Raw genomic sequence first — 16497 nt, 5'->3', positions numbered from 1 at the left:
GGGCTGGTGCCCAAACTCTTGTAAGTGGGTGAGATGAATGGCAACTGCAACGGCTAAGTTTCAGCGTTAGTCTTTATAAAAACCGAATAACCTTCGAGGCGCTTGCACCAGCAGCGAGTCGCTGGCTTGCGCCGAAAGTTCCAAAGCTTGCAACTGGTCGACGACGGTGGCGAAACCGATGTTTTGCTCATGCTGCGTATGCGGCCAGTCACTGCCCCATACCAACTGATGCAGGCCGAAGCTCTGTTCCAGCAACGCTAATGCCCTTCGAGCGAAATCAATGTTCTGTTGTGGCGTACCTCCCAAACGATAGATTCCCGATACCTTGATCCAGATCGGACCTTTCGATCCGGCCTCAAGCAACTCGCCAAACCCTGGCTGATCGAGACCCGCATTCGCGTCCGGCCGCCCAAAGTGATCGATCACCAACTTCACGCCGAACGGCGTCAATTGCTGGATCAGGCCCGGCAGATCCTTGACTTCCCGGTGCAACTCGACATGCCAGTCGAGATCAACGATATTGCTGAAAAAACCTTGCCAGGCACTGTCACGAAAATCAGGTAACGCCTTGCCGATCAGGTTCAAGCGCACGCCGACCACGCCCAGTCGAGCCATGTCATTCAAGGTAGAACGACTGACGCTTGGCTCCAGCACTACCACACCGCGCAACTGCTGCGGCGCTTGCTTCAACGCCGCCAACAGGTAGCTATTGTCGGTGCCAAGGAAACTTGGTTGCACCAATACACCGTGACTCAGACTATGCGTTTGCAAATGCTCAAGGTACTGGTCAAGCGTGGCGTCGTACTGAGGGGTGTAGCGCCGTGCACCGATCAGATGCAGATCACGGCTGAACACATGGGCATGGGAGTCGATGCCGGTGATCGACTTGGGGCGGGTATCTGACATAGGTTTTATCTACTGAAGGTTAGGATCATCACGCCCGAGCGCGTTGATTGCCGTTGATACCGGCCGAAACGGAGGTGGCATTGGCTTCAAGGTCCCTGCCCCGGGTTTCAGGCAGGCAAAGTGCGGCAAGCACCGCCACGCCGTAGGCGATCCCGGCATCGATACCAATCGCAGAACCCAGCGACATGGAGTCACTCATGTGCCCGACCAGGAATGGAAATACAGCGGACAGCACGCGGCCAAAGTTGTAGCAAAAGCCAACGCCGGCACCGCGTACATCGGCAGGGTAAAGTTCGTTGAAGAGCGCTCCCAGACTGGCCGGAATACCGGCAGCGAAGAACCCCAACGGGAACCCCAGGAACAGCATCTGCGTATTAGTCAGCGGCAAAAATACGTAGCACTGCACCGTGACCACGCAGCACAAGGCAAACAGCACAATGTTTTTACGACGGCCAATGCGATCGATCAAATAGCCGCTGGCCACACAACCACACCAGAAGGCGAAGATGATCACCGCCAGATACCCGCCCGAGTTCAGCACAGAGAGATTGCGCTCGGTCTTGAGGAAGGTCGGCAACCAGGTCATTACCGCGTGATAGCCACCGTGCGCGCCCAGTCCCAGCAGCCCGCCAAGCAGGGTCACGCGAATCAGTTCCGGGCGAAAAATGCCGGCGAGCGACTTGAAGAAACTCTGCGGGATGGCGTTGTCTTTTTGCAGACGCTGGAAGCTGTCCGGCTCCTCAACGTTACGACGTACCCAGATGATCAGGAACGACGGCAGCAACCCGACAAGGAACATCACACGCCAGGCCATGTCCTGTGGCACCGAGGTATAGATCAGCGTGAACACCCCGACCGCCAGGCCCCAACCCACCGCCCAGGCACTTTGCACAGTGCCCATGACCTTGCCGCGATAGTGCGGATTGATCGTCTCGGCCATCAGCACCGCGCCGGCCGCCCACTCCCCGCCAATTCCGAGACCCTGCAGCGCTTTGACCACCAACAGCTGATTGAAGCCCGTGACGAAGGCCGAGAGAAAGGTGAAGAACGAGAACCACAAAATCATCAACTGCAACGTGCGCACACGGCCATAGCGGTCAGACAACGTCCCACCCACCCAGCCACCGAGTGCCGAGGTGACGAGGGTAACGCCGCTGATCAATCCGGCATCGCCCTTTGTCAGCGCGAAAGCGGCGATCAGCGCCGGAATCGCCAGACCGAACATTTGTACTTCCAACGCGTCGAGCGACCATCCGCCGAAGCAGGCCCAAAACGTTTTGCGCTCCCGAGGAGTAACTTGGCGATACCAGCTGAACATGATTCTTATCCTTATAGGTGTTACGCAAGGCAGCCGACAGCCAACCGCACCGCGACAGGGTCAGCTTTGGCAAACAAACAGAAATCGGGCGGCGATCTAGCCGCCGCAGAACGCTCCGCTACGCAGGCAGACGTCAGCGAATATCCACGCTGTAGCGGAAGTGCTCCGCGTGGCCGCGCGAGCGACGCCATTCCAGCGGGCTACCCGCGTAATCGCGGGCCAGACGCTCGATCACGATCACCGGACTGTTGACCGCTACCTGGAGCAATCGGGCATGCACGTCATTCACCGATTCAGCGGTCAGCGTTTCTTCGGCCGATGCAACAACCTGTCCGCACACTTCTTCGTAAATCGGATACAGCAGCGGCCCTTCGCGACTGAGGTCGATCTCCAGCAGCGCCTGAAACCGCTGGCGGGGCAACCAGATTTCTTCGGCGAGCACCGGCTTAACATCGAGCAGACGCACACGGACAATACGAATGACCGGCGCATCGGCGGGCAACCCCAGTGCTTGCGCTACGGCCGAAGGTGCGGCAACGGGCTCGATCGAGAGGATGCGACTCTCCGGGACCTGGCGCTCACCGGAAACAGTCTGGAATCGGAAGAAACGGAACAATGAGGATTGAAACTGCGCCCGGCGAACAAACGTCCCTCGCCCTTGCTGACGCTCCAGAATGCCCTCAATGACCAACGCATCAATCGCTTTGCGCACCGTGCCGGTGGACAGTTGGTATTCCGCAGACAGCGCCGCTTCAGTAGGGATCGCCTCCCCCGGACGCCAGCGATTATTGGCGATCTGCTCAGCCAATTGGTCACGCAGGCGTTGGTACAGCGGGAGTCGGGCATCACTGGATAAAGAATTCATCGACTTTATTCACCTTGTTATCTAGTCATCTATATGAATCTTGCGGCGAGTATTTGCCCAGATAACTTGCCTGTCAAGGAGGGGCTTTTCGTACTGCTGACGAATGGCTGCCCCACTGCCCTTCTCATAGACATGCGGGTTTTCGCCGGCAATGTCAGATTCTGGCCGAATGCGGACGGTCAGGAGTGACAGCTATCGGCCAAGAGCGGACGGTGGCTAGTAAATAAATCTGTCCCCTTTTCGCTAAAACCAGGCTGGCTGCTTCGAGTTTGAAATTTGTACTGAATGATCTTCTGATCACGCAAACACCTCATGGTTGGGCGAAGCTTAACGCCCTATCGGGGTGTCCAGAATCATTGGGCCACAACAGGGCCCTAAAGCAGGCTGCCTGGCGCGATTTCCTGTCTCGGCAGTGAACGAGGACCGTCCTTCCTCGCCAGTGAAGTGGAATGCTAGTATGCGCCATCATGTATATGGATACAGGCGTTTCAAATGGAAGTCGCATCTGCCGAACCACACAGCCACACGCTAAAAAATACTCAGCACTGCCGTAAGACACAGATCGTCTCGGTGAGGGAAAGGGAAATCAGCGCTCTTGTGAGCCGTGCTGCAGGCAGGTGTCAGCGCTGGAACAACTCTAGCTCAATATTCGACAGTTAAGACAACGTTCGCAGGAAGTGCCGCTGCGCTGCGGGAGTTATATCTTGTTCAGATTGATACATGTACTTAAACCTAAGAATCAAGAATTTGTGGCTCCTTCGACAGGAGGCGCAACACCTTTCAAAAGCGTTATTGTCGGCGGAAACGCTACAGGAAAAACGCGCTTCATAGTTTCGCTGATTGAGTCATTCCGCTTGCTCTCTGAGGCGAAGAACCAGCATGGAAAATTCAGTACCGTGAAGAAAAAAGGAGCGATTACTGACCAGTTGCAATTCAAATATTACATTGGTGGGGATCTGGTCGAGTGCCAAGCTGGCGAGTTTGGCGTACGCTTTACCATCGATGGAGAGGAGGCCTCCGCATTTGATCTCCCCTTACCCTCGCGAGTCCTAGCAATCAGCTCCACCGTAAATGATAAGTTCCCCTTTGCTGACTCAGACGAAGATGACTTTTATCGATACTGCGGTGTACGTGAAACGTCCAATGCGTCTTGGACAGCAACGCTGTCACGCCGCACAATCGAAAACCTTCTTAATATTCCATTGCGGCATCATCACCACTCACTTGCAGAGCTATTTAAATACTTAGGGATTTCGCCCACGATTGAAGTGGCTTTCAGCATAAGTAATCTCGAAGAATTCCGCGAACTGGTCGCCGACCCTGTCCATTTAATGCTGGCAGTTCATAACTACTCAAGCAAAAGCTCCAGATTACAAGTCCAAATGTTTCGGAACTTCACCTATGAAGATGCGTCTCGAGCATGTCATGGCCTGATGAACGAAATATTCGCTGGACGTCAAAATAGTGTCACCATAGACCTCAACAACACCGCTGCCGACTACAGCGACCTTTATTTCGGGATTAACGTATTTCGGCGCATTGGCATGATTTCAGATGTCGACCTGAACATACAGAAACTCCATACAAATAGAAAATTTGGATTCGGCCACTCCAGCTCCGGAGAAACCCAACTTCTCTATACATTCTCCAGCCTTATCCGGCATGCGAAGCCCAACTGCCTTGTCTTCATCGACGAACCAGAACTTAGCCTCCACCCAAGCTGGCAAATAAAATATGTGGCACTGCTTAAACGCGCATTAAGCTCATTCCCAGGCAGTCACGTCATCATAGCCACCCACTCGCACTTCATCATTTCTGATCTTGAACAAGAAACCAGTTCACTGCATGTATTCGAGAACAAGGATGAACAGCTGAACGTTAGAAATATAGAATACTCCACGTACGCCTGGAGTGCCGACCACATCCTTTATGATGTCTTTGATGTACGAACCGTGGGGAATTTAGCATTCGAAAGCGACCTTACCGAAGCGTTGAAGTTAATTTCAAGCAAATCCCAAGACAATAGTCGACTGATACAATTAAAAAAGAAATTTGAACGCTTAGCATTTAACGAATCAGACCCACTCCACCGGGTCATCAAAAATATTGCGGAGCTGGTCGATGCCAATCCGTGAATGGTATTTAAACATCACCGAACTGCCGGCTTTTGATCAGTCGACGCTGGACTATCTCCAAGAATTGAAGCCGCATAAGGCCAAGCAGTGGGACTTGAAAACCAATCAAATGAAGGTCTATAAAGCCAGCCTCCTTGAGCAGTTACTGAAAATCCAGAACAACAGGTGTGTATATTGTGGCACCGGCTTGAGGCGACAGCTCGTAGACCGAGAGCACTTCGCTCACAAGGATCAAAAAGGGGGCTGGCCAGAGTTCATGTTTATCACCGAAAACCTTTTTGCAGCATGTGGTTACTGCAACCGCATGCTTAAAGGCACCAAATCGATGATCAAACTCTACAATAAAAATTACCGCGATTGTGAATTTCATTTAATTCACCCTTATTTCGACACCGCCTCGGAAGAAATCTCGTTTGTCGAGCGCGGCGTGAGCGACGCTATTTTCGTTAAAAAAATAACCCAAAAAGGGGAAGACACTATTGATTTTTTTGAGCTTGACTCTGCCAGTGCAACCGCCAGACGCGCAGGTTATATAACAGAAATAGCCATGTATAATCAGTTGTCGGCCAGTGATGCCGCTGAAGTCAAAGCTATTTCACACTTCAGGCCGGAATAGACATTAAAGCGGCAACCCTTCAGCAAGGCTTTGGACAACACGACGAAGAGGACAGCGACTGGACAAATCATTGCTACGGTGTGGCGCAACCGTCTACGGGGCAGGCGGCGCCTGCCACTGACGACCTGCCCGTTGCATAAGCGGAAGCGGTGTCTGGACTATAACAATCCCCACCATGTACCCAGCGCAGTCGCTCTTTGATCACCAGCTCTTGCATAACCTCGACGCGCCGGCAAAAGGGGACAGATTTATTTACTGGACGCCGTCCGCTCTTGGCCGTGTCCTGCCTGTTACGGCTGACCAGGTTGGCTGCAAATCTCACTTCAGATGAAAGTCGCTTTCCATCAGACGCAGTCTATCGATCGCAGCTTGAAGTCTAGCGCGATCATGAGCCTACCCAGAACGCCAAATAACCGGCCAACTTCGTTTCCGCAAATAAGTATCCACCCCTTGATTTCAGAGGCCTACAGAGCATTAATAAACACTGCCTAGCGGAAACGAATTCAAGCTAAGGCATTGAAATATAAAAATTAATCTTCGGACTTGAAAACCGTCGACTGTAACAGGTCCATGAGTTCGAATCCCATCGCCTCCGCCATATTTGATACGACAAAGCCCTGATTATTCAGGGCTTTGTCGTTTCTGGTGTTCTGAAAATTCTGCGGTCATCATGGCGATCCTTCAGAAAACGGAGCAATCCATGACAAGGCTGTCATTCGCCATCCGAATTCTGTTCGCCTGCTGTCTTTTGGTGGCGACTACCAATCACATTCGAGCGGATTTCCAGCATGGGCTGTTCTGGAATTACGGATATGGGGCAAGCACTCTTTGGGCCAGCCGCATTTTCTGGGCAGCGCTTACGTTTCTGGACCCGCTGGCAGCGCTGCTGCTGTTCATAAAGCCCAGGGCTGGAATCTTCCTGACTGCAGCAATCATTCTGGCGGACGTCGCCCACAACACCTACTACGTTGCCATGAATCACCAGTGGCTGGAGCTGTTCTATCTGTCTCAGGTGGCGTTTCTTATAGCGGTAGTTCTACTTTCGCCTGTCGTCTGGAGAAAAGCGCCCGCACCCTCTCCTTAAAATAAAAACCTTTATTATCGTTCCATTAGCAAAATCAGGATAAGACTCATGGGCGCGCCCATCATTATTGGCAACAGCTATGACCTCTGGGTCAGCAACAGCATGAAAGATGCCTTTTGCGAGGTACTAACCGCGGTCGCAATCCTGGAAGGTCATGATGTGAAGGCCATATACGACGAGGCTCCAGGTGTAGCGGGCACCTATGGTGTTCCAGGCGTGGGTATCGTTCTCGACGAGTTCTATCTCTATCTTGGCGGGTTTTCAGGCGTTCGACGCCACCTCGATGTTTGCCGAGCACGACTAGGCGAAGTTATAGAGTCTTGCGGACTGTCGCCAGTTGGTGCAGAACGCATGGCACACCTACTGGCATGGGCTGCATACCACATGGATGGCAACCCGATCCCTATAGGCGGCTCTTTCTATGAGGACTGGCCCCCTTTATTTTCTCAAGCCTAACCAACAGATAAACATCTGCCGAATCAAGCGGCATACGGAAAAACACGGATGACTTCTTTCAGAAATCTTGGCTTCTGGGGCAAAGTCTGGGCCTGTGCCTGGATAGCGTTCCTGCTGCTGACTTCCGGCGATTCAGGCGCTAACTGGATGGATATAAGCTCATCCGGCCGCAAGCGTGTCTTCAGTCCTGGCTTTCTCGTGCTGTGCGTATTTGTAGCTGTGGTTGAGCTGATACTACTCAACCACTTCTATGGTGCGCGAATGAAGTGAAGGCAAGGCAGATCACGTGGTGTCGGCTTCCTTGTGCTGCAGATTCATCAGGCTTGTGTTCTTCCCGTTTTCACAGCAGCGTGAAAAACTGCGCACGCTTTGCTACTCACTTTTTGTCTGTTTTGATGGAACTGCCGATGGACATCATGGATACCCAACAAGAAAACACCCTCGAAAAGTCACTCAGGCTGGCGGCGGATGAGCCGGCACACCGACCCGAGTTTTTCAAGACACTGTTGAATTCCACTATCTACATTCTTGGTACGACCGACACTGGCGAAGGTCAAGTCAACCTTGAGGCTGGCAGCAACATCAGCATCGCGCATTGGCAAAAGCCCGACGGCACCGCGGTCATCCCGTTTTTTTCTTCGTTGCAAACGCTACAGAAATCCATAGACAGCGAAGAGTCCTACATCGAGATCCCGGCCAGATCGCTGTTTGAAATCACACAGGGCACCCCTCTTTTCCTTAATCCAAAGTCTCCTTACGGGAAAGAGTTCTTCCCGGAGGAAGTGCGCCATTTGCTCGGCGACGAGATCGGCCAAAAGCCGACACAGCGCACGGTCGAAAAAGACACTCAAGTGCTGCTCGGGCAGCCATCGCAATATCCCGCGAAGATGGTCAACTCGCTCACCCAATTACTCGCCAAACATCACAACGTGAAGCGTGCGTTTCTGGCGTTGATGCATGATGCATCGTCTGATCAAAAGCCTCATCTGGTCATTGGTATCGAAGCGGACGGCGATATTGAACGGGTCATGCTTGAAGCCGGCAACGTTGCCGGGGACACCGCTCCGGATGGCGAACCCGTGGACCTGTACCGCGTTCAAGAAGGTGATCCAGGCCTTGGCGATTACTTCCTCAAGCAAACCCCCCCCTTCTATGAACGGAAATCGGCAGGCTGGCTGCGCTCATTGTTTGGCTTTGGCAAGGCGTGACAGAGCACAACGCCGTGTTAACGGTGCCGAGAAAACTGTGCACCAGCAAAGACAAGTAATCCCATCGATCGAAATTTACCCTGCTTCGTCATACTAAATCTCCCACCGCAAAGCCAATTGCCGAGGAAACCTCATTGCAAGATTCAAAGTATCTGGAAGACCTCCGCTCCCGCTTCAACTCAGGAGAGGCGCTTGAATTTACGTTTTTCTGGGGACACCAGCGAAGCAAGAGCGGCGTTACAGCGTCATGCTTCAGCCAGTGGTTCGAGGCTGAATTCGTTGTCGACGGGCAACGCTACGCGACTGCCGAGCATTTCATGATGGCCGAGAAGGCCGCCTTGTTCGGCGATCAGGAAGTTCGAGCTCAAGTGCTCCTGGCGCCTACCCCCAATGCAGCGAAAGCGCTTGGCCGCAACGTGCGTGGATTCAACGAACAGGATTGGCTGCAACACCGATATGCAATTGTCGTCCGGGCCAACCAGGCCAAGTTCTCTCAGAACCCGGAGTTGAATGCATTCCTCAAGGACACCGGTTCGCGCATCATCGTTGAGGCAAGCCCGGTTGATAGCATCTGGGGCATCGGGCTCGCCCAGGACCACGAAAACGCGAGGAACCCCAACCTGTGGCAAGGCCTGAATCTGCTGGGGTTCGCGCTGATGCAGGTCCGCGACGGAAGCTGATTCACCCACTATCACACTCTAGCGATCCGGTCGCGGTGGTGAACACCGCGACCGATCTAGCGAACAGTCATCATGCGACTTGCGCGACCGCCCTCTCATGCTCGCTTTCGTGGACGTAAATCCATGAGTCGTTCCCAGTAGTCGGCCCGTTCCATGATCTGGCCATCCGTGAGCACCACTCGAAAATCGTCCGCTGGCGGTCCTCCTGTCCGGGGCCAATGACGAAGATGGCATACTCCCCCTGAACCTGATCATTTCGGAGACCCCTATGCTTCGCGTGTTTGAACGCAGGCTCGACCCCTTCCCCCCCGACGAGGCGCCGCCACCGCCGGTTGGCCTGATGCGATTTCTGTGGGCCTGCACCCGCGGTGCCCGTGGTTATGTCCTTGCCCTTGCGTTGTTGAGCGCCAGTGTGTCGATCTACGAAGCCTGGTTGTTTTCCTTTCTCGGGCAAGTGGTGGACCTGCTCTCGACCTGGCAGGCCGGTGGTGAAGTGAGCGGGCAAGAAAGCCGAGTGCTGTGGGGGATCGCAATCGTGTTGCTCACCAGCATCGGCCTGGTGGCGTTGCGCACGATGGTGCAGCACCAGATTCTGGCGATCAATCTGCCGCTGCGGCTGCGCTGGGACTTCCATCGCCTGATGTTGCGGCAAAGCCTTTCGTTCTTTTCCGATGAGTTCTCCGGCCGGGTCACGACCAAGGTGATGCAGACTGCGCTGGCAGTGCGCGAGGTGCTGTTCACCCTCATCGAAATCGCGCCCGGCATTGGCGTTTACTTTATTGCGATCATCGCGCTGGCCGGTGGCTTTGCCCTGAAACTCATGCTGCCCTTTCTTGCCTGGGTCGCGTTGTTCGGGTTGGCGATGCTGTACTTCGTGCCGCGCCTGGGGCAAGTCGGGCAGGAACAGGCCCATGCACGCTCCTCGATGACGGGGCGTATTTCCGACGCCTACACCAATATCACCACCGTCAAACTGTTCTCGCACTCCAACCGTGAAGCGCATTTCGCGCGCGCGGCCATGGAGGATTTCAAGCAGACCGGTTTTCGCCAAATGCGCCTGGTCAGCCAGTTCGAGATCGTCAATCAGGCGCTGGTGGTCGGATTGATCCTTGGCGCAGGCGGCTATGCCCTCTGGCTCTGGCATCAGGGCCAGGTCGGTGCGGGTGCAGTGGCGGCGATCACCGCCATGGCGCTGCGGATCAATGGCATGTCGCACTGGATCATGTGGCAAATGACGTCGCTGTTCGAAAACATCGGCACCGTGCAGGACGGCATGGCCACCCTGACCCGTGGCCCGAAAGTGCAGGATGCGCCGAACGCCGGCCTGCTGGTGCCTTCGGGCGGCGCCGTGACCTTTGACAACGTGCACTTCAACTACAACGGCGAACGTCAGGTACTCGACGGGCTGAGTCTGAAGATCCGCGCGGGCGAAAAAATCGGTCTGGTGGGCCGCTCCGGTGCCGGTAAATCCACGCTGATCAATCTGCTGTTGCGGTTCTATGACGTCGACAGCGGTGAGATTCGCATCGACGGGCAGAACATCGCTCAGGTAACGCAAGACAGCTTGCGCAGTGCAATCGGCATGGTGACGCAAGATACGTCCCTGCTGCATCGCTCGATTCGCGACAACATCGCCTATGGCCGCCCGGATGCTACCGATGCACAAGTGCGCAGCGCCGCGATCAATGCCCAGGCCGACGGTTTCATCAGCCAACTGAGTGATCGCCAAGGCCACTCGGGCTATGACACGCTGGTGGGCGAGCGCGGCATCAAGCTATCGGGCGGCCAGCGCCAACGTATCGCCATCGCCCGGGTGATGCTCAAGAACGCTCCGATCCTGCTGCTCGACGAGGCCACCAGTGCTCTGGATTCCGAAGTCGAAGTCGCCATCCAGGAAAGCCTCGATGAAATGATGACGGGCAAGACCGTCATCGCCATCGCCCATCGGTTGTCGACGATTGCGGCCATGGACCGTCTGATTGTCATGGATGAGGGCCGCATCATCGAACAAGGCACCCACACCGAACTGCTGGAAAGAAACGGCACCTACGCGCGACTCTGGCAGCACCAGAGCGGTGGTTTTCTGGGTGAGGATCAAAGGCTGGATGAGGCGATGGACCGGGCGTGAAAATAGCGTGAAAATAGGGACAGATTTATTTTTTCGTCCCCACCAAATCGACAAAGCCCTGATTATTCAGGGCTTTGTCGTTTCCGGGCTTCCTGGATATTACAACCCGGTCAACGCCCAGGGCACTTCAAGACTTCGCCATTGGCAGCGCCGCAACGGATGAGATCCCTGACGTCCGGGTTTTTAAAGTAGTCAACGTGCGCGTTCAGGGGAAGCTCGATGATCAGGAGCTTGGGGGTATTCTGCACAAATACGTCCGTCACATCGATCCGTGGCCGCCCTCCCGGTGTAGCCTCAGCGTTGGCGTACCAACTCGGGATATGCCAGGTGAGCAGGTCATTTGTGTCATTGAAAGAGACTATCTGAAGGCCGTCGGTTTGTTTTCCGGTCTTCGTTTCTACGGTTGATTTTAAATCTGCGAGTTCCGAAAGAACATTTCCGTACACAACCGGTCCTGCGTTTTCTTGCGACTGAAACGAGAGAGCATCAAAGTCACTTACAGGAAATAACTGCCGAAAAAAAGGATGTGCAACGCTATCACTGGAGCGGGCTAGAGGCGGAACTTTGGCCAAACCCAGCAACGAAAGCTGATTCGCCATCATGTAGAAGGCTGGCGTATTCGCGATCATGTTTTCGATGAATCCCTGTGCACTGCTGCGTTCGCTGTAGGGAAAAGGGTTGGTCTTGCTGTCTTTTGTCTGGTCCAGAAGCTGGAGGAACATATCGTAAGTCATGCGACTGCCCAGACTGTGGGTCACGAATAAATTCTTGTGCGGTGTTTTTTTACTTTCCTGCGCAGAGGGCCATATACATTTTTTATTCTTGTCCGTAGGCGTGATGGCATGGCAAATCCCCTCTGCAAGCCCTCGCACCATGGTCTGCCCATAGGTTCCGGTATAGAGAATGGCATCGGACAAGTTCCGGTCAAAAACCTGCTCCTTGATTGTTTTGTCGAGCAAAAGCCTTGGTGGCGCCTGTACCGTTGGAGGAATTTTCGGGTCGGGGAACTCAATGCATGGCTTGCGTTTTTTATTTGCGAAAACAGACGGCGAGTCATATCCAAGCTGATTGCTTTTCAGCCATCGGGTCAGGGGTGACCAGGTAATTTCAATCGCCTCTACGCTCACTGCGCGGTCCCTGTCAGGCAGCGTCAGAGAGTAATTTTTTTTGCGGACGTTCACCTCTGAGTACGGGTCTTTTTCTCCTCCCATAAAGACGTTCACATTGATGGATTCATCAGATTCGATTCCGCCGGGTACGGGTTTCAACCCCATCGCAGCAGCGTTTTTTTCATTCAACCAGCCGTCAGGACCCAGGGCGTAACCCGGACAGTGATCTCCTACACCATGAACAAAAAACAGCCTCACAGGGGTGTTGTCAGGGAGCAGTTTCTGTAGCGGTTTTATAGTGCCTGGAGAGTTATCGCTGGCATTGTAGATAAGCGGGGTGGACGAACAAGCGGTCAAACTCAAAACGATAGTTGCGCAGAGCGTGCGGGGGATTTTCATTTTCAGACTCCTTGCCTATGGATGCAGCTATCCACTGATGGGCATTGAAGTCATGCAGATTTGAAGCTGGCGGAGCGCACACAGATGCCCATGTTGAGGTTAGGTGTAAAAACCATGGCTGCAACCTGCGCAAACTCGCACAAGCGTCTTGATGAGTCCGCGTGCTGAAGGGTAACCCTTACCTCAACGACCGGTTGACCGGCCTTTGAGGCAAGGAAGATACGCTGAATGACTCAGGCGCTGCTGGCCGCTACGACTGAGCGACTGACCGGCGCACGTTGATCGCGGATTCCCGGAAGAAAAATCCATGACCACTCAGACAGCGCATCACTGCAGATCACAAGCGGAAGTACGATACGTAAGGCAGGAACGGCGAGCGCTTAACCTGAATAGTGTTCATATCAAACACTTCAAGCAGCGCTTGTGTTTCGCCTGGGAAGTGAGGGCAGTTCAGCTCGTCAAAAACCAGAATCGAACCTTTTGACAGTCGTGGCTTGATCGCTTCCAGTACATCCTTCGTCGGCTTATAAACGTCCATATCGAAAATGGCCATCGAGATGAGCGAGTGAGGATTGTCTTCAAGCCATTGTTTCGAAGTCTCTGAGGCATCACCCTTGATCAGGGTGAACTTCTTCAGGTGATTATTGGGGCTCAGCGACTCTTGAGCCTGGAGCAGCCGCTCCAGCAAATTCTCATAACCATCGTCTACATGAAAGTCGCCCGCTTTGACTTGCGCGCCATCTTTCTCGTCAACTTCGGCAAAACCGCTGAAGGTGTCGAAGCCAAAGATATGCCGCGAGTAATTGTAGGGTTCCTTGATAGCCCGAAGATTCAGCAATGTTGCCAGGCTGCTGCCGTAATGAACGCCAAACTCGCAGATCGATCCCGCAACAGGGAGCATCTCGTCGTACAGGAGGTTAAGGTTCAGGATTCGCGCCAGCGAAGGTCGTGACAGCGTAGCAACCGAAGGCCAGTTCCAGTATTCCCCTGCGATTGTATGAATCTCGCCATGAATATCCCGCAGTTCCTTGTAGGCATCCGCCTGGCTGGGAGGGGTAAAAAACAGCTGACCGTCTTGAGTTTTCATTTACTTTCCATCAAAAAGTTAAGACCGTTCGAAATGAGTTTGCTTTGAATCAGGTACGCCAGTTTGGAAACCTTGGCGTGGATACTGGATATGTTTTGATCCGGCCTGTGCACGAGCCCCATGCCTCCGATGATAATCGCCTCCAGCGTCAACTCGGCGTTCAATATCCGAGACCAGACATGGCGCGAAGCCTCGTAGCCGACGGTACCGCTCTCATATTCATCCGACGCGGTGAGCAATCTGACGGGAACAGGACCGCCCACGGCCTTGTTCAGAAAACGCTCGAGCTGCCCAAGCAGCAAATCAAAGAGTTCTTCACCTGGGGAGTCATGGAGCTGGCTCGTTTTTATGTCGATTCCGGACACACACTGGGTAAACGGCCCTGGATTCCGGCGCAGAAAGTCTTGCGCAAGATCATAGAGCGACCCGCGATCCCAAGAGGCCGGGTATTGGTACAGCGATTGATTCGCGTAATAGAAGCCCTTGTCGAGCCCCAGGTGTTTGAGGTTCGCCGTGGTGGCGGCCTGATAAGACTTGAATCGGGATTCAATCATCTCGTCCGCACTTTGCTTGTCAAAGGACGGGTAGTTGACAGGGAAACTGTCAGCGATACCGAACTGGATAAAAAAGTAACGGCTTTCAACCGGGACAGCACTCAAGCATTCATTGAGCGCATCGGTAAGCGCAAACGGATATTCGTGCCAGTTATCATTGGCATGAATAACCGCATCGGTTTCAGACACGACTGTAACAATCGAATCATATTCCGTGAAATCCGGATTGATGAAGCATCTCAACTCCACCCCATCGACGTAATGTGCCTCTTCTGTCAGTTCAACCGGATAGCGACCGGTGAGGCGCTCAATCCGCTTGGAGAGTCCATTCGTCTTGAATTTCGGAACAAAGAACGTGGCATCCGCCAAATGCTGCTGAATGAAAAATTCATCCAGATGATCATCATGACCATGCGAAATAATGACATTAAGTTTATCGGCCGGAAGAGAAAGCAACTTCTCAATCATTGTTGTTCTGGGTGACGGGTTTTGAATCCAGCCGCCGAACGCAGGAGAAACGTACCAGGGATCAGTAAGAAAATAACTGCCCTTCTCTTCCAGAAGCAATGAGGCGTGATTGACGAACTCTATATCCAACTGCCTAACCCTTCATATATTAATTAATCAAACTGTGAGTTAAGCAAAAGAACAACAACCTCAAAAAATAACCCGTTGCCAGTTTACTGACAGACCACCACTAAACGCAGCCGCTACACCACTTTGTATACATATTCAATGACCTGCTCAAAAAAATAACACACCCGGGCTCAGTACGAAAAGTAGCAACGCGGTCGTCGCAGCGCGCAGATCAGCAAGGTACTCTGGGCCTGTATCGGCCGCCAAACGCGATTCCACACCTGTCCATCCAACAAAAATACTGAGGTCTTTGATGTTGTTTTCAAAAACGTGGCTCGCACTTGCAGGCCTGGCGCTTGGCCTGATCGGCCCCCATGCTCAAGCGAAAGAGCCGCTGCTATACACCCTCAGCGCCTCAAAGGTATTGCCAGGCGACGGTCACAGTTGGGGCTTCGCGGCACTGGAACCCAAGGGGCCGCACCTGTTCGTGTCCCGCCGGGAAAACGGACTGTCGGTGTTCGACGTCGAACAGCAACGGTTGGTGAAGACCCTCGACAACTCCGCCGGCGCTAACGCCGTCGCCTTCGTGCCTGAGCGTAATCGGGCGTATGTCGCCAACATGGACGGGACGTTGGGGATCGTGGCGCTGGATCGCCTGCAAGTCCTGCAACGGCTGAACCTCGATTCCGGCAACCTCAACAATCTGCTTTACGACGCCAGCCGTGACCGGTTGATCGTCACCAGTGGCCGGCGCGGTGATCATTCGACGCTGTACCTGATCGACCCGAAAACCGATCGCCTGACGGACGCGGTGGACGTGCCAGCGCAAAAGCTCGACGGCCCCGTCATTCTTGAAAACGGCAACTTCATTGTGCCCATGCGCGATGAAGACCAGGTCGCCGTTCTTTCCGGAAAGAAACTTGAACACCAGCAACTCTGGACATTCAAAGGCTGCAGCAAGCCCAGCGCTCTGGCCGTCGACGAACCGCATCAACGTCTGTTCGTGGCGTGCCGAGGCGGCGCCCCCGTTCTGGTGATCGCAGACCTGAACACGGGCAAGGCCTTCAGCACCCTGCCGATCGGCCGCGCCGTGAACGCACTGGCTTACGATCCCGTGAAAGACCAATTGCTGGTGCCCAGCGGCACCGACGCCAGTCTTGCGATCGTTCAGCGCGACAACCAGGGCCAATACCAACTGCGCGGTACAGTCGGGACGCGGCCGTGGGCCCACAACATGGTGCTGGACACCAAACGCAGTCAGGCCTACCTGTTCACCGCCGACTTCACCCAGCCGGCACCGAGCCGGGAGCAGCCCAAGCCCGACCCGGTGTTTCACCCCGGCACCTTCACGGTCCTGACCTTCAAGTCGCAGTAAG

Annotated in this window: 15 protein-coding genes; 9 read left to right on the top strand and 6 right to left on the bottom strand. The window is 54.0% G+C overall.

The genetic code is table 11. From position 1 onward, the window contains the following. Positions 1-66: 66 nt before the first annotated feature. The 3 genes from AC3WRD_RS18265 to AC3WRD_RS18255 form a co-directional block, all read right to left on the bottom strand. Positions 67-906 carry an amidohydrolase family protein gene (locus AC3WRD_RS18265; protein WP_102622307.1) on the bottom strand — a complete coding sequence of 280 codons (840 nt, stop codon included), beginning with the start codon at positions 904-906 and terminating at the stop codon, positions 67-69. 28 nt (positions 907-934) lie between these two features. Further along, complete coding sequence (locus AC3WRD_RS18260; protein ID WP_102622306.1) at positions 935-2224, bottom strand: MFS transporter; 1290 nt, start codon at positions 2222-2224, stop codon at positions 935-937. Positions 2225-2357: 133 nt separating this feature from the next. Then, positions 2358-3089: a GntR family transcriptional regulator gene (locus AC3WRD_RS18255; protein ID WP_102622305.1), complete on the bottom strand. Its 732-nt coding sequence runs from the start codon at positions 3087-3089 to the stop codon at positions 2358-2360. Between the two features lie 704 nt (positions 3090-3793). Here AC3WRD_RS18255 and AC3WRD_RS18250 point away from each other — a divergent pair. The 8 genes from AC3WRD_RS18250 (at position 3794) to AC3WRD_RS18215 (ending at position 11396) form a co-directional block, all read left to right on the top strand. Continuing rightward, on the top strand, positions 3794-5224 hold the full coding sequence (locus tag AC3WRD_RS18250) for an AAA family ATPase (protein WP_102622304.1): 1431 nt from the start codon (positions 3794-3796) through the stop codon (positions 5222-5224). Continuing rightward, positions 5211-5840 carry an HNH endonuclease gene (locus AC3WRD_RS18245; protein WP_102622303.1) on the top strand — a complete coding sequence of 210 codons (630 nt, stop codon included), beginning with the start codon at positions 5211-5213 and terminating at the stop codon, positions 5838-5840. Before AC3WRD_RS18250 ends, AC3WRD_RS18245 begins: the two co-directional genes overlap by 14 nt. 700 nt (positions 5841-6540) lie before the next feature. Then, positions 6541-6924: a hypothetical protein gene (locus AC3WRD_RS18240; protein WP_102622302.1), complete on the top strand. Its 384-nt coding sequence runs from the start codon at positions 6541-6543 to the stop codon at positions 6922-6924. 48 nt (positions 6925-6972) lie between these two features. Beyond that, positions 6973-7380, top strand: a complete 408-nt coding sequence (locus AC3WRD_RS18235; protein WP_102622301.1) for a hypothetical protein — start codon at positions 6973-6975, stop codon at positions 7378-7380. 48 nt (positions 7381-7428) lie between these two features. Next, positions 7429-7650, top strand: a complete 222-nt coding sequence (locus AC3WRD_RS18230) for a hypothetical protein (RefSeq protein WP_096821795.1) — start codon at positions 7429-7431, stop codon at positions 7648-7650. Between the two features lie 137 nt (positions 7651-7787). After that, entirely contained in the window at positions 7788-8588 is an 801-nt protein-coding gene (gene sseB, locus AC3WRD_RS18225) for an enhanced serine sensitivity protein SseB (protein ID WP_102622300.1), read from the top strand. Between the two features lie 134 nt (positions 8589-8722). Continuing rightward, complete coding sequence (gene ybiA / locus AC3WRD_RS18220) at positions 8723-9268, top strand: riboflavin biosynthesis intermediates N-glycosidase (protein WP_102622299.1); 546 nt, start codon at positions 8723-8725, stop codon at positions 9266-9268. Between the two features lie 268 nt (positions 9269-9536). Further along, on the top strand, positions 9537-11396 hold the full coding sequence (locus AC3WRD_RS18215) for an ABC transporter ATP-binding protein (RefSeq protein WP_102622298.1): 1860 nt from the start codon (positions 9537-9539) through the stop codon (positions 11394-11396). A gap of 110 nt (positions 11397-11506) precedes the next feature. Here the strand turns inward: AC3WRD_RS18215 and AC3WRD_RS18210 are convergent, their stop codons facing one another. From AC3WRD_RS18210 to AC3WRD_RS18200, 3 genes are all read right to left on the bottom strand, one after another. Further along, positions 11507-12904, bottom strand: coding sequence for a hypothetical protein (locus AC3WRD_RS18210; RefSeq protein WP_102622297.1), 1398 nt, complete (start codon positions 12902-12904; stop codon positions 11507-11509). Positions 12905-13241: 337 nt separating this feature from the next. Beyond that, the gene (locus AC3WRD_RS18205) at positions 13242-13991 is read right to left on the bottom strand and encodes a class I SAM-dependent methyltransferase (protein ID WP_096821790.1); all 750 of its coding nucleotides are present in this window, start codon (positions 13989-13991) and stop codon (positions 13242-13244) included. After that, a complete protein-coding gene (locus AC3WRD_RS18200; protein ID WP_146013093.1) occupies positions 13988-15142 on the bottom strand; it encodes an MBL fold metallo-hydrolase in 1155 nt (384 codons plus the stop codon). Before AC3WRD_RS18200 ends, AC3WRD_RS18205 begins: the two co-directional genes overlap by 4 nt. Before the next feature lie 292 nt (positions 15143-15434). On the opposite strand from AC3WRD_RS18200, the gene AC3WRD_RS18195 reads away from it, so the two are divergent. Continuing rightward, a complete protein-coding gene (locus tag AC3WRD_RS18195; protein WP_102622295.1) occupies positions 15435-16496 on the top strand; it encodes a YncE family protein in 1062 nt (353 codons plus the stop codon). Position 16497: the final 1 nt, after the last annotated feature.

It is taken from the genome of Pseudomonas sp. FW215-R2 (genome assembly GCF_058789255.1).
Note: the sequence above shows the minus strand (reverse complement) of the source record. Positions and strands in the feature narration are given on the sequence as shown.

Coding starts and splice junctions, on each gene's coding strand:
- AC3WRD_RS18265 (WP_102622307.1), bottom strand. CDS start 906: ATGTCAGATACCCGCCCCAAGTCGATCACCGGCATCGACTCCCATGCC.
- AC3WRD_RS18260 (WP_102622306.1), bottom strand. CDS start 2,224: ATGTTCAGCTGGTATCGCCAAGTTACTCCTCGGGAGCGCAAAACGTTT.
- AC3WRD_RS18255 (WP_102622305.1), bottom strand. CDS start 3,089: ATGAATTCTTTATCCAGTGATGCCCGACTCCCGCTGTACCAACGCCTG.
- AC3WRD_RS18245 (WP_102622303.1), top strand. CDS start 5,211: ATGCCAATCCGTGAATGGTATTTAAACATCACCGAACTGCCGGCTTTT.
- AC3WRD_RS18240 (WP_102622302.1), top strand. CDS start 6,541: ATGACAAGGCTGTCATTCGCCATCCGAATTCTGTTCGCCTGCTGTCTT.
- AC3WRD_RS18235 (WP_102622301.1), top strand. CDS start 6,973: ATGGGCGCGCCCATCATTATTGGCAACAGCTATGACCTCTGGGTCAGC.
- AC3WRD_RS18230 (WP_096821795.1), top strand. CDS start 7,429: ATGACTTCTTTCAGAAATCTTGGCTTCTGGGGCAAAGTCTGGGCCTGT.
- sseB (WP_102622300.1), top strand. CDS start 7,788: ATGGACATCATGGATACCCAACAAGAAAACACCCTCGAAAAGTCACTC.
- AC3WRD_RS18215 (WP_102622298.1), top strand. CDS start 9,537: ATGCTTCGCGTGTTTGAACGCAGGCTCGACCCCTTCCCCCCCGACGAG.
- AC3WRD_RS18210 (WP_102622297.1), bottom strand. CDS start 12,904: ATGAAAATCCCCCGCACGCTCTGCGCAACTATCGTTTTGAGTTTGACC.
- AC3WRD_RS18205 (WP_096821790.1), bottom strand. CDS start 13,991: ATGAAAACTCAAGACGGTCAGCTGTTTTTTACCCCTCCCAGCCAGGCG.
- AC3WRD_RS18195 (WP_102622295.1), top strand. CDS start 15,435: ATGTTGTTTTCAAAAACGTGGCTCGCACTTGCAGGCCTGGCGCTTGGC.